The organism is Streptomyces sp. NPDC054863 (genome assembly GCF_053610825.1).
On record NZ_JBSGZD010000025.1, the window covers coordinates 1 to 12,857 of the forward strand.

At 65.5% G+C, this 12,857-nt stretch carries 10 protein-coding genes; 7 read left to right on the forward strand and 3 right to left on the reverse strand.

Features of this window, described 5'->3' with window-relative positions; genetic code table 11:
* The coding region (locus ACWGIG_RS07695) for a LacI family DNA-binding transcriptional regulator (protein WP_453320665.1) at window positions 1–793 on the reverse strand (793 nt) is incomplete at its 3' end.
* A gap of 261 nt (window positions 794–1,054) precedes the next feature.
* On the opposite strand from ACWGIG_RS07695, the gene ACWGIG_RS07700 reads away from it, so the two are divergent.
* The 7 genes from ACWGIG_RS07700 (at window position 1,055) to ACWGIG_RS07730 (ending at window position 9,297) form a co-directional block, all read left to right on the forward strand.
* Window positions 1,055–2,551, forward strand: a complete 1,497-nt coding sequence (locus tag ACWGIG_RS07700; RefSeq protein ID WP_453320626.1) for an ABC transporter substrate-binding protein — start codon at window positions 1,055–1,057, stop codon at window positions 2,549–2,551.
* Window positions 2,552–2,574: 23 nt separating this feature from the next.
* Window positions 2,575–3,609: a hypothetical protein gene (locus ACWGIG_RS07705; RefSeq protein ID WP_453320627.1), complete on the forward strand. Its 1,035-nt coding sequence runs from the start codon at window positions 2,575–2,577 to the stop codon at window positions 3,607–3,609.
* 249 nt (window positions 3,610–3,858) lie between these two features.
* Window positions 3,859–4,719, forward strand: a complete 861-nt coding sequence (locus tag ACWGIG_RS07710) for an isocitrate lyase/phosphoenolpyruvate mutase family protein (RefSeq protein WP_453320628.1) — start codon at window positions 3,859–3,861, stop codon at window positions 4,717–4,719.
* Window positions 4,720–4,836: 117 nt separating this feature from the next.
* Window positions 4,837–5,808: an NAD(P)-dependent oxidoreductase gene (locus ACWGIG_RS07715; RefSeq protein WP_453320629.1), complete on the forward strand. Its 972-nt coding sequence runs from the start codon at window positions 4,837–4,839 to the stop codon at window positions 5,806–5,808.
* Between the two features lie 42 nt (window positions 5,809–5,850).
* Window positions 5,851–6,957: an N-acetyl-gamma-glutamyl-phosphate reductase gene (gene argC / locus ACWGIG_RS07720; protein ID WP_453320630.1), complete on the forward strand. Its 1,107-nt coding sequence runs from the start codon at window positions 5,851–5,853 to the stop codon at window positions 6,955–6,957.
* 53 nt (window positions 6,958–7,010) lie between these two features.
* The gene (gene pgk, locus ACWGIG_RS07725) at window positions 7,011–8,180 is read left to right on the forward strand and encodes a phosphoglycerate kinase (RefSeq protein WP_453320631.1); all 1,170 of its coding nucleotides are present in this window, start codon (window positions 7,011–7,013) and stop codon (window positions 8,178–8,180) included.
* A gap of 1 nt (window position 8,181) precedes the next feature.
* The gene (locus tag ACWGIG_RS07730) at window positions 8,182–9,297 is read left to right on the forward strand and encodes an iron-containing alcohol dehydrogenase (RefSeq protein ID WP_453320632.1); all 1,116 of its coding nucleotides are present in this window, start codon (window positions 8,182–8,184) and stop codon (window positions 9,295–9,297) included.
* Between the two features lie 674 nt (window positions 9,298–9,971).
* Here ACWGIG_RS07730 and ACWGIG_RS07735 read toward each other — a convergent pair.
* A complete protein-coding gene (locus ACWGIG_RS07735; protein WP_453320633.1) occupies window positions 9,972–11,357 on the reverse strand; it encodes a sporulation protein in 1,386 nt (461 codons plus the stop codon).
* A gap of 357 nt (window positions 11,358–11,714) precedes the next feature.
* Window positions 11,715–12,110 (reverse strand): hypothetical protein, encoded by a 396-nt coding sequence (locus ACWGIG_RS07740; protein WP_453320634.1) that lies wholly within the window; start codon window positions 12,108–12,110, stop codon window positions 11,715–11,717.
* Between the last annotated feature and the right edge of the window lie 747 nt (window positions 12,111–12,857).

Here is a 12,857-nt window from a genome sequence, read left to right on the forward strand (position 1 = left end):
CGGCTCGTCTGTCCTGGCGCAGCAGACTGAGCAGTGGTTCCAGCGCCTGTTCGTTCTGGACGACGAAGCCCGTGACGTCGGGGCGTTCGGTGAAGATCTGGCCGAGGGTGCCGGCCATCGCGGCGTAGGAGCCCTCGCTCGGTCGGTGCAGCACACGCAGTCCGACCTCCCGCGCACGCGTGCGCAGGCCGTCGATGGTGCGCTCCGCGAAGCCGGTCCTGCGCTCGTACACGGCCGGCGCCTCACCGATCACGGCGATCTGACGGTGCCCCAGCTGCGCCAGATGTTCCGCACACAGGGCTCCGGCCTCGGCGAAGTCGAGATCGACGCAGGTGAAGCCGGCGGTCCGGGCGGGCAGCCCGATGAGCACGGCGGGCCGGCCGCTCTCCCGCAACGGGGCGAGCCGGGCGTCGTCGAGCTCCACGTCCATCAGGATGATGGCATCGGCGAGTCCGCTGCCGACCACCCGGTGCACGGCGGCGGGCCCCTCCTCGCCGGTGAGCATCAGGACGTCGAAGCCGTGTTCCCGCGCCTGGGTGGCGACGGCGATGGCGATCTCCATCATCACGGGCACATACATGTCCGTCCGCAGGGGCATCATCAGCGCGATGATGTTGGACCGGCTGCTCGCCAGCGCCCTGGCACCGGCGTTGGGGTGGTAGCCGAGCTCCTGGATACTGCGCTCCACCCGTTGCTTCGTCGTCTCGGAGATGGTCCGCTTGCCGCTGAGGACGTAGCTCACGGTACTGGCGGAGACTCCGGCGTGTTGCGCTACTTGGGCGAGGGTGACCAACGGGAGCTCCATCTGATGAAGCGCTTCGACAGCGCGTTTCGCGTTTAAATTGCCAGTTTGAACGCATAGTAATCCGAGCCAACGACACTTGTCCAGACCATTTAATCGAAGCGCTTTCCTGGGGAAGCGTGGGCCCGCGTCCGCACCGTCGTCCCGAACCCGGGCAACCACAGCCAGGTTAATGAAAACGATTATCATCCTGCTATGGTCTGCCGGACGTACCCCTCCCGGGCCCGGCCCGGCACTCCTGGAAGAAGTCCCGTGCGCCTCCCCAAGCTGCTGCCTCCCGCCGCCCTGGCCCTTGCCTGCGCACTCACCCTCACCGGGTGTTTCTCGGCGAGTACGTCCGACACCGCCGAAGGATCGGACGGCAAGCGCATACGCGTGGCGATGATGAACCCGCCCCGCTCCGGCCTCTCGCCGCTCACCGACGACGCGTTCAAGCTGTCGCGCTGGTCCACCGCCGAGACCCTGACCACGCTGGACAAGGAGGGCGACGCCAAGCCCTCGCTCGCGGCCAAGTGGCAGCGGACCGGAGAGCGGACCTGGACCTTCACCCTCCGCAAGGGCGTGATCTTCCACGACGGCACCGCGCTGACCGCAGAGGCCGTCGAACGCTCCCTCACCAGGGCCGCCACCGCCTCCCCCAAGCCGCGCATCCTCGACGGCGTCGACTTCAAGGCCGAGGCCGAGGGGGACACCGTCGTCGTCACCACGGGCAAGGCCGATCCGCTCGTGCCCCAGCGGGTCTCCTCGCCGCAGTTGTCGGTCCTGGCCGCCAAGGCGTACCGGGGCAAGACGGTGGACCCGATCGGGGCGGGCACCGGGGCCTTCGTCCTGAAGAAGGCCGACGGCACCTCGTCCGCGACCCTCGACCGCAACGAGAAGTACTGGGGCGGGCGCGCCAGGGCCGCCGGGATCGACGTGACCTTCGTCCCGGACGGCGCCGCCCGCGCGGCCGCCCTGCGCAGCGGCGACGCCGACATCGTCGAGGCGATCCCGGTCTCCCAGGCTTCCCTCCTGGAGAAGGACCAGATCACCGAGGTGCCGATGCCGCGCACCAACACCCTGTACCTGAACACCGGCAGGGGTGTCTTCAAGGACGCCGGGCAGCGGGCCGCCGCCCGCGCAGCCATCGACGCGAAGGCCCTGGTCAAGGGCGTCTACGAAGGGCGCGCCGATGTCGCCGATGGGCTGCTCGGGCCCGCTCTGCCGTGGGCGGCCGAGCAACGCGCCGGGCGCACCGGGGCGGCGAAGCCCGCGAAGCCGTCGGGACGGACCCTCACCATCGGCACCTTCACCGACCGGGCCGAACTGCCGGAGGTGGCCGCCACGCTCCAACAGCAGCTCCAGGACGCCGGGTTCAAGGTGAAGCTCGACGTGCGCGAGTACTCCCACATCGAGGCGGACGCGCTGGCGGGGAAGTTCGACGCGTTCATCCTGTCCCGCGCCACGGTCATCGACTCCGGCGACCCGGCCGCCTACCTGCGCAGCGACTTCGCGAGCGACGGCTCCTTCAACCTCCCGCAGCTCGCCGACGCCGCCGTGGACAAGGCCGTCCGCACCGCCGAGGAGGCCCCGGCGGGACAGACCCGGCGGACCGCGGTCCTCGACGCCGAGACTGCCGTCCTCAACACCGACGCGGCCGTCCCGATGCTCCACGAGCGCGTCATCCAGGGCGACGCCACCCACGTCGTGGGCTCCGCGAAGGACCCGCGTGAGCGTGAGCTGATCACCCTCGGCACGTACGTCAAGTGAGACGCCTGAGACGCGTACGTCGCGTGATACGGAACACCGGCCTGCCGCGCCCCCGGCGGTGGACCGGGCGGACCGGGCGGTCCGGGCGGTCCGGGCGGTCCGGGAAGACCCCGTCCACCGCCTGGCGGGCAGGGCTCGCCCGCGCCGCCGCGCTCGCCGTCGTCGTCGCCGTCGTGGGCCTGCTGCCCTGGCTCTCCGGCAGGGATCCCGCGCTCACCGTGCTGCGCGCCCGCTCGGCCGAACAGGAGCCCACCGCCGAGGCCTTGGCCGCCGTCCGCCGCGACCTCGGCCTGGACGCGGGCCCGCTCGCCCTGCTGACCGACTGGGCGAGCGGCCTCCTGAACGGCGACCTCGGTCTCTCCTGGGTCTCCGGCACCGCGGTCCTGCCTTCCGTCCTGTCCGGCCTCGGCGTCTCGCTGACCCTGATGGCCGCGTCGCTCGCCGTGGCGCTGCTCGTCGCGTCCGCCCTGTGTGCGCCCACCCTGACGCGCGGCGCGCGCGGCACCCTGCGGGGCTCCGGCGGCGGGGTGGGGGCGATGCTCGCCGCGCTGCCCGAATTCCTGCTCGCCACCGTGCTGTTGATCGTGTTCGGCGTGTGGTGGGGGCTGCTGCCGGTCTCCGGCTGGCAAGGCCCGCGCCACCTCGTGCTGCCCGCGCTCGCCATGGGCATCCCGGCGGGCGGGCTGCTCGGACGGCTCGTCTGCGACGGGCGCGGAACCAAGCCGAACTCGCCACCGAGACCCGCCGGTTCTTCCGCAGGCGCCAACGCCAACCGCACACCGTCCGCGGCTACTTCGGCGACCCACACGCCCGCTACACCCTGGACGAGAGCCCCATCAGTTTCTGATCAATATGCAGGAGTGGAAGCCGGACACACCAGCATCGCGGTGGACCAACTGCCGCTCCTGCGCAATTACGTCCACGGCAGGATCGTCGTCGAGGGTCCCATACAGGCCATCCGTGCGACTCGGCGCGAGTGGGTCCGGCAGCGACAAGTGATGGGCATGAACGCGGCTGACCTCTGGTTCACCGCCTTCCCCACCACACTCCTCAGATAGCTCTGCGCACGCAAGTTGTCGTGCGCGGCAGCTTGAATAGGCCAGATAGTCAACAAGCAGTTGACTCATAATTGAACACCAGGTTAACGTGTTTGGAGGTATTGCCTCTTAAAGCTTCTTGTGCGGAGCGATGCATCCTACTCTCCGAATTGGCCTTATCGGGTACGTCGGAAAATCGCCACCCCAGTGCAGTTGACCCTGAGAGCGTCTCGGTAAAGTCGTCTTAGCCGGCACGTATTGGAGAAACAGATGCTGAGGCGTTCGTACTCCTCCTTCCGATCGCTGGTGGAAAAGGGAGAATTGGTTCGTGTCGTCGGAGCGCACGATGCACTGGGTGCTGTGATTGCGCAGCAGGCGGGCTTCGATGCCGTATGGTCTTCCAGCCTTGAGGTGTCGGCGGCCCGGTGCATTCCCGACGCTAGCTTACTCACGATGACGGAGTACCTGGAGGCGGCCTCGAATATGCAGAAGGCTCTAGGCATACCGGTCATCGCTGACTGCGACACAGGATACGGAAACAACCTCAACGTAGTGCATATGGTCCACGAATACGAGGCTGCCGGCATTACCGCCATCTGCATGGAGGACAAACTTTTTCCGAAGCTCAACAGCTTCGCAGAGGGGGACCAAACGCTGCTGAGCACGGAGGTCTTCTGTGGCAAGATCCAGGCTGCGAAGAGCGCCCAGGCCACGGAGAGTTTCTTCGTCGTCGCGCGCACCGAAGCTCTCATCAGCGGCTTGAACGTGGACGTCGCCCTAGAGCGATGCCACGCATATTGCGAAGCTGGCGCTGATGCGGTTCTCATTCATTCCAAGTCCAAGACGAAGGATCAGGTCGAGGAATTTCTCTCGCGTTGGGATGGCCGCCGTCCGGTCGTCATTGTTCCTACCACCTACCCGGACTGGCACGCGGATGACATCGCTGGTGCTGGTGTTTCCGTCGTCATCTACGCAAACCATGGGCTGCGTGCCATCGTCACCTCGCTTCGCGAGACGTTCGAGTCGATCCGCCGACGCGGTGACTCCACCGAGCTGGAGGACCGCATCGCCGCAGTGAGTGACGTCTTCGAACTCCAGCAACTCAAGATGTGGCAGAAGCTCGATGCCTGATCACGTCGACTCGACAATTCGCTGTGGGACACACCGGCTTGGGGTTTCCTCGTGCCCCTTCGAGCCTGCGACGGATAGTCCATCGCAGGCATCCAGGCCGACAGGGGGAGACGACTCGTGAACTCAGATGCGCCTTCTTTGCCCGTTCGTCACAAAATCTTGGTCGTCGACCCCATCGCTCCCCAAGCGCTGGAGCAGCTCCGCGCGGCTTACGACGTTACCGTCCGCATGCAGCCGTCCGAAGCTGAACTGGTCCACCTCATGCCAGGCATGGAGGCGATCGTGTTGCGTAGCGGCGTGGAGGTGTCGGCCAATGTCATAAACGGCGCCCGGCAGCTCAAGGTGATCGCCCGAGCGGGCAACGGAACCGACAACATTGATCTCAAGGCGGCCAAGCGTGCGGGTATCCAGGTCTTCAACATCCCCAGCGTGTCCTCCGGTTCAGTAGCGGAACTGGCGCTCGGACTCACCTACGCAGTGACGCGCCACATCGCCCTCGCTGACCGACAGATCCGTAGCAACATATGGAGGAAGTCCGAGCTGGCGGGGATTGAACTGGCTGGCAAGACGATGGGTGTCGTCGGGCTGGGCAACATCGGGTCCCGACTAGCTGCACTGGCGTGCGGTGTCGGAATGCAAGCGGTGGGCTCAGTAGGCCACCCCACCCAGGAGCGTAAAGCGAAGTTTACGCGTGCGGGTATCACTCTCATGAGCATCGGCGAAGTGCTCCGCAACGCGGATGTCGTGGCCTTGACATGCCCCCTCAACGACCGCACTCGCAACCTCATCACCGCGACAGAGCTGGCCACAATGAAGCCCGGCGCCTACCTCGTGAACGTCTCCCGCGGAGGAGTCGTCAATGAGAACGACCTCTACGACGCCCTGGCTCGACGACACATCGCCGGCGCCGCCATCGATGTCCTCGCCATCGAACGGGAGCCAAGCCGACTGTCCGAGCTGGACAACGTCGTCCTTACGCCTCACATCGGAGCCATGTCAGTCGATTCCCAGACCCGCATCGGGGCGATGCTCCTCGACGGTCTGGCTTTGAGTCTCACCTGTCAGGACGCTCCCACCCGCATCGTCTGACCGTTCCGGACAACGTCGCTTCATTATTTAGAAGGCAGGTCCATGCCACTCAAGAACGACAGCTTGAGCGTGGGCGTCGTTGGCGCTACCGGCTACACCGGCGGCGAGCTGTGTCGACTCCTGCTCAACCATCCTCAGGTCAATCAGATATCGCCAACTGCACGGGGCGACGAACAATTCGACCGTGTCCACCGTAACCTCATGGGCAGTGGTCTGGAGTTCCTCGGCGTCGACGACCTCAAGCGCCAGGAAGATGATCTCGACGTCGTCTTCTTCTGTACGCCCTCGGGCGAAGCGATGCGCAACGCACCCTGGTTTCTTGAGCGTGGAATCCGCGTGATCGATGTCAGCGCCGACTTCCGGTTCTCCGACCCCGACGTCTACTTACAGGTCTACGGTTTCGAACACACCGCTCCCGAATTGCTGCCCGAAGCAGTCTACGGGCTCACGGAACTGAACCGCGAGAACATCGCCAAAGCCCGACTTCTCGCCAATCCAGGGTGCTACGTCATCACCGCGATCCTGGCACTAACGCCCCTGTTGCGTGCTGCATGGGCCAATCTGGATATCCCCGTCCGCATCAGTGCCGTCAACGGCACCACCGGGGCCGGTAATAAGCCGAAACGGTCCATCATGCACGCTGAGGTGGTCAACTCCATGCTGCCCTACAGCATGGAGGGACATCGGCATGGCCCGGAACTGGAAACCCACCTCGCTGCTGAAGCAGGCCGCCCACTGACCCTGGACTTCAACACCGCCCACGGCAATTTCGCCCGTGGCATCTTCGTGCAGGCGAGCCTGGCCGTGCATCCCGCCGTTCGAGAAACGATGACACGTGAGCGGATCCTCGCACTTCTCACCGACTTCTACGGTCAGGGAAGCGATAAGGAGTTCTTCGTGCGGGTGAACACACTCCCCAAGACAGGAGAGATGAACTCCAAGGAGTATGAGGTCTATCCCAGTTTGGTCAGTGTCATTGGCTCAAATTTTTGCCACATCGGTGCAGACTATGATGCGCAGCGGGGCCTTATCAAGCTCCTGTCCGTCACCGACAACCTGGTTAAAGGAGCTGCAGGTTCTGCCATCCAGAACATGAACGTAATGTTCGGGTTGCACGAGACGGCGGCCCTGCGGACGTACGGGCTATAACTGTGCCCCCCTTGATAAAGTCCATTGCGAAGCAGGACGCAACCCGGTCGCTCATGAACCGGCGCATCGTCTGGGGTGAACGCTGGGTTTTCTCGGCCGGTTTCAACGTGGCGTCAGGCATGCGTGACACGAGTCGCATAGACGCTGAGGTGGCCGACATTGCCCGTCTCGCCAACGCAGGAGCGCGAATCTCGATACTCTCTCACCAAGGGCGCCACAAGGACGGTTCAGCGCAGCACCTGGGTGACGTCGCTACCTATCTGAGCGGTCGCCTCGGCAAGGACGTGATCTACGTTCCCGAGAACACCACCGACTCGGCAGTAGACCACTCTCGTGCGCTTCCTCCTGGCGGCGTGGCGCTCTTCGGAAACACACGGCATCATCCTGGCGAGGAGACCAACGATCCGATCCTCGCCGCACAGTTCGCCCGTCTGGGAGATGCCGTGGCGGTGGGTGGATTCTCCAAGGCCCACCGCGAGCACGCTTCCAATACCGGACTGTTGAAGTGCCTTCCCGGGTGGGCCGCGCACAGCCTGCTCATAGAGCTTGAACGGCTTTCTCCCTGGTCCGGTGCCGATCCGTCCGTGCCCTCTCTTGCGGTGCTGGGTGGCGTGAAACCCGAGAAGACTCTCGTCGGACTGCGTAGTTTCTCCCAGACGTACGACGTCGTGGTGCCGGCTGGAGCTGTCTTGAACCATGTGCTCCGGGCGCAGGGCTACCAAGTGGGCAACTCCGAACTCGGCGAAGAGCCCGAGCGTTGCACGAAGGCGACCCTTGAGATCTTGGGCTCTGCAGCGGCTCGTATTCACGTACCCCATCGCGTAATTATTGCCCGCAGATCCGGGAACTCCTTCACAGATCCGCGAGAGATCCAAATCGCCGAGGGCATTCCATCCGGATTCGCCATAGTGGACTTTTTCCTGGAGAGTTGGCTGCTGGACCTCATACGGGAGTTCGCCAGCATCGGATGCCGTGCCGTGATTGCCGGAACGCCAAGTCTGTATCTCCAAGGGTTCGGACATGCTTCGACGCAATTGCTGGACTGGGCCTCAGCTCGGAGGGTCAAGGCAATCCTCCTGGGCGGGGACACCGTTTCCGAGCTTCCCTTCGACGGACCCACCTCGACCGGAGGCGGTTCTGCTCTGTGCTATCTGGGCGAGGTTGACCTCCCCGTCCTTCGCGCCCTGCGCGAGAACGCCGCCACGCCTTGGACGGAGACCTGAAATGTTCGACTTCCACGTTCCGACCCGGATCATCTTCGGCCGCGGCCGCATCGAAGAGCTGGGAACACTCGCTCAGGCCTGGGGAGATCACGCTTTGCTCGTGTGTGGTCGTTCCGCCATGCGGGCATCGGGTGTGCTGGCACGTGTCCAAACGATCCTTTCCACTTCGGGTGTCAAAGCCGACATATGCGACTGGATTTCATCCAACCCTCGGTCCGACGAGGTGGATGCTGCGATACAGCAGGCCAGGCGGTTCGGCGCTCGTGTGGTTATCGGGCTGGGTGGAGGCAGCGCGCTCGACGCCGCGAAGGCCGTGTCAGTTGGAATGGGACACGAGTCGGTTGCCGGACTCGTAGGGCGTACCCTGAAGCCCTCCCTCGACTCCTTGCCGGTCATCGCGGTACCGACCACGGCCGGAAGCGGTGCAGAGGTCACCAAGGGGGCGATCATCACGGACGTGGTGCGGGACTTCAAGTCAGGCATACGTGGCGACGATCTCTTCCCGAAAGCCGCGCTCATCGACCCGTCACTGACCGATACGCTTCCCCGCCGCGCTGCTCTTGACTCGGGCTTCGACGCCATGGCCCACGCCGTTGAGGGCTTCCTGGCACGCCGTTCCGGCGAAATGAATAAGGCGCTCTCCGAGCGGGCCATCGAGCTCTTGGCACCGGCCCTGCGCCGCTTGTCCGCCGGTGATGCAAGTACGGAAGTCCGGGACGCAATGGCGTTCGGTGCTCTGCTGGGCGGCATCAATGTGGCCACAGCCAGCACCTGTCTCCCGCACAGAATGCAGCAGGCGCTTGGAACCACTGAGCGCGTAGGCCCATCCCATGGCTCTGGCCTGGCGATGCTGTATCCAGCCTGGCTTGACTCCGTTGAGCAAGTGGCCAGTGACGAGGCGACAGCTATCGCACGCCTTCTCGGGGAAACCGACCTTCGTCACGCTGTCCAGTCCCTGCTTCAGGACATCGGGATGACGGAGAAGCTGGGAGATCACGGCTACATGTTGCGAGATGTCCACGACTTCGTGAACCGCATTTCTGGCAACCTCGACAACGACCCTTCCCCCGAGCCGGGGAACGCTCTGATCGAGAAAATCTACCTCTGCTCACTCTGAGCGTGTCAGTAGGGCAGCCCGAGATGCTCCATGTGACAGGAAGCAGGGCCCAGGGGCGAGGAACCATGAGCCCCCAACAGCAGTGTCCACAGCATGCGTAGTCGCAATGGTGCGGAGGGCGGCCCGACGCGAACAGCGGTCTGAATGATCCAGCGCCGGATGTCCCGTTCGAGTTCAAGGCCGATGCCGTGGCCCTGTACGAGTCCACACCCGGGACGACGTACAAGAGCATCTCCGCTGTCGTGGGCGTCCATCTGGCGCCCCTGCGCGAGTGGGCGCTGCGGGCCCGCGAACGCCTGGCCGTCGGCAAGGGTGAACACCCTGCCACCGCCGTCACTTGGACCGGAAGGAAGGCGTCCGACAAAAGCCTGCCCAACACCGAGCCGAAGCTACGTGAGCTGTCCGCGAAGCACGAACCGTCTCCTCCTTCATCCCGGGCGGGACACCCGGCACAGAGCAAACCCATCGCCGGCTGGGAGCCTGGCCAAGCCGCCGCACGGGAAAGGTGGCCCGGCCCCGGGCCCGCCCGTGTGTCGGCCGCCCGAGCCGGCGCTTCGTACGGAGGCCCTGAAAATCCGGGCCCGAGGCTACGCCACCTCGGCCGGGGGTGACATCCCGGGAGTGAACTGGTGTCCGGTGCACGGCGCGGGCACTGGACAGCCGACAGCCAGAGGTCAGGTCGCGGCCAGTGAACGGGCGGCCTTGCGGACGTCCGCACTGAAGGCCACCACCTGCGCGTCCCTGGGCCAGGACTCCAAGGAGCGGCTATAGACGCGCAGGTACTCCATTCCCCGCAGGCTGCCCAGCCGAGTGAACAGGGCCAGTGACTCGCGGCCCAGGCGCAGGCTCTGGTCCAGGTCGCCGTTCTGGGCGTGGGCGGAGGCCAGCATGGAGAGCCGGACGCTACGGGAACGGAGGAACGCATCGGAGGGCATGGGGCCCGTCGCGTTCCAGGCGAAGACGGCCCGGTGATTCCCCAGGTCACGGAATGCTTCCAGCGCGTCGGTGACGATCCTCTGCTGGGTGAAGAAGCCGATCCACGCGGGGCTCTCCATTCCGTTCGCGCGTTCCTGGAGGCGTTCGGCCTCGGCGATGCACGCGCTCGTCGCCCGCCCGTCGGACGCACGGGCGTGTGCCCTTGCCTCCATCATCTTGGCGAACCCTGCCACTCGCGGATTCAGGCCGCGCCCGCGCTGGAAGGCGCCCTGGGCCATGTCGATCGCCTCGGACGTGAAGCCACGCGTCATCGACTGCATCGCCATGGTGCTGAGGATGTACGAGCCGAGTTCGGCGTCGCCGCCGGCCCGGGCGAGCCTCAGCGCCTGGATGAAGTGACGCTGGGCGACGTCGTGCTGGCTCGCGTCGAACGCCGTAAATCCGGCCAGCCGCGCCATCTCTGCGGTGACACGGAACAGATCACGGCCCACCGGCTCGGAGTAGCTGCCCTGCAACAGCGGGGCCACCCGGTCGTACAGATACTCCGTGAGCGACTTGGCCATGCGATTGGCTCCACCGAACCGCGAGTCCCACAGACGCGCATGGTCGGAAGCCTCCCTGAGCTCCGCGATGTGCTCCCGGTCGACCACCGGCCCCGAGGCACGGGCCCGGGTCGGCTCGGCCGGATCAATCAACCAGCGGGCCATCGGGGTACTGAAAGCAGAGATGGCAAACGTCTGGCTGGCGAGGAACTGACGACGATTCACTGCGCGCCAGAAGGCCGCTGCTTCGGTCACCGCTTCTTCCTGGCGCCGAACGAACTCCAGGCCCAGCTGCGCCGTGTTCCTTTCCGCGCCGGGCATGCCGATGTCCTGAAGGGTCACCGGCCTGCCCAGCACCTCGGACAACGACCGGCAGATGAGCTGCGGAGTAGGCCATTTCGGGACCATTCCACGGCGGCACCAGTTCGCGACGGACGTGTGCGTGTACTGGCTGGATTTTCCATCGGAGGCGGACAGTTCATTCACCCGATGGGCCAACCTCTTGCGGCTCATCCCCGACGCGGCCACGAGCTCCTCAAGCCGCAGATTGCTCTGACTTGCGCCGTCACGTGTGTCAGTCATGCTGCCCCGCCTCCTTCTACCCAAAGCTACCTGGGAGTTGGCTGCTCTGAGCCCCTCCACCGAGTTATGGGCCCCCTTGTGAGCCCTTCCTGCGCTCCGGCCGTTCGGATCCCATGGGGGGACCCGAGGCGCCGCCGGTGCCCCGCACGGGTGGTTCGACAATCCCTCGAAGGAGGCCGGGAAATGTTCGATCTGATCCAACTGTCAGTGATTCTCTCTCCGGCGGCGACATTGGAGCTGCATATTCCGATCGGAGCCGTCCTGTATCTGATCTTTACGCGAACCCACCGGAGGTAGCTGGGGGTTGCAGGGCCGGGCCACACCCCCTCGGGCTCGTCGCCGGTTGACCTCCACCTGTCAGCCGGTCAGCGCGTGTCGGCTGCTGTGGACGAGGATCGTGTCGATCACCGCGACGGCGCGTGGTCCCTCTGGCGCCGTTCGTCGAACATCACACCCATCCGGCCGTGCGGCAGTCCTGCCTTGCCTGTGCGACCGAGACAGCGGCGCGGCCCGGTCGTTTGCGCGGCCTCTGTCGGCCCTGAAGTCCTGCTCGATGTGGTCGCTGCGGTACTGCACGAGCAGGGCCTCGTGCAACCGGTCCTCGACCAGCTCCACCGGGCAGACCTCATCCGCCAGGATCGCCGCGCGGAACCCGAGGGCCTCACGGATCTGCGTACGGTCCCCCTTCGCGGAGCGAGACGAAAGGTCGTACTTCGCCAAATCCTCCACCGGCACCTTGCCCACCTCGGCCACGTAGTCGCACCGTGGGTCAGAGAGAGGAGACCGGAGCCGACACGTTCGGGCTCGGTGGACGGTGCAGTGCGCAGAGGGAGAGCACGTGCTGCGAGTCCCGCCCGTGCGGTACCCCCACGGCAAGGTGATCGCGCGACTCCGGGAGGAGAGCACGAGGCGATCAGCACGGACTGGGAGGGAGTTGCTGGCCGCCCAGCCAGCGAAAGAGAGGGACTCTCCAGACAGTCATGGACAGGTCGTTCGCGACCGTGTGGTTCGGCCGTTGTTCTGGGCCCGCACCACGAAGTACCCGGCGGGGCGCGGAATCCTCCTGGTGCTGCACGGAGAGCTACCGGCCGTGAGGAGCTCGGCCGAGCGGGACCATCTGTTGTTGATGATGGCGGAACTCGCGCCGGTGCGGAGCGAGGACTGTCGAAGGCTGACGCCTGAAGCTCTGCGGTACCTGCGGGCCGGTGTGCCGCCCGATTGGGGCTGAATCCACCGCCGTGATCACGTAGCTCGGCCGCCGAGTGGGATCTCTGCGATCGGCTCCGACGACAGATGCCATCCGCTGGTGTCCTGAGCGATCTCGAAGCGGACGTTCAGCAGGTGGAGGGTGTCGACGTGCAGAGGCGCCCGGCGCGGGGACGACGGTCGCGGACGGCGGGCTGGTCTACAACGGCTACACCGAGACCGTGTCCCTCCACGTGATCACCGAGACCAACATCTGGGCTGAAGTCACTACAGCGGCTTCCGGTCTTCACAGGG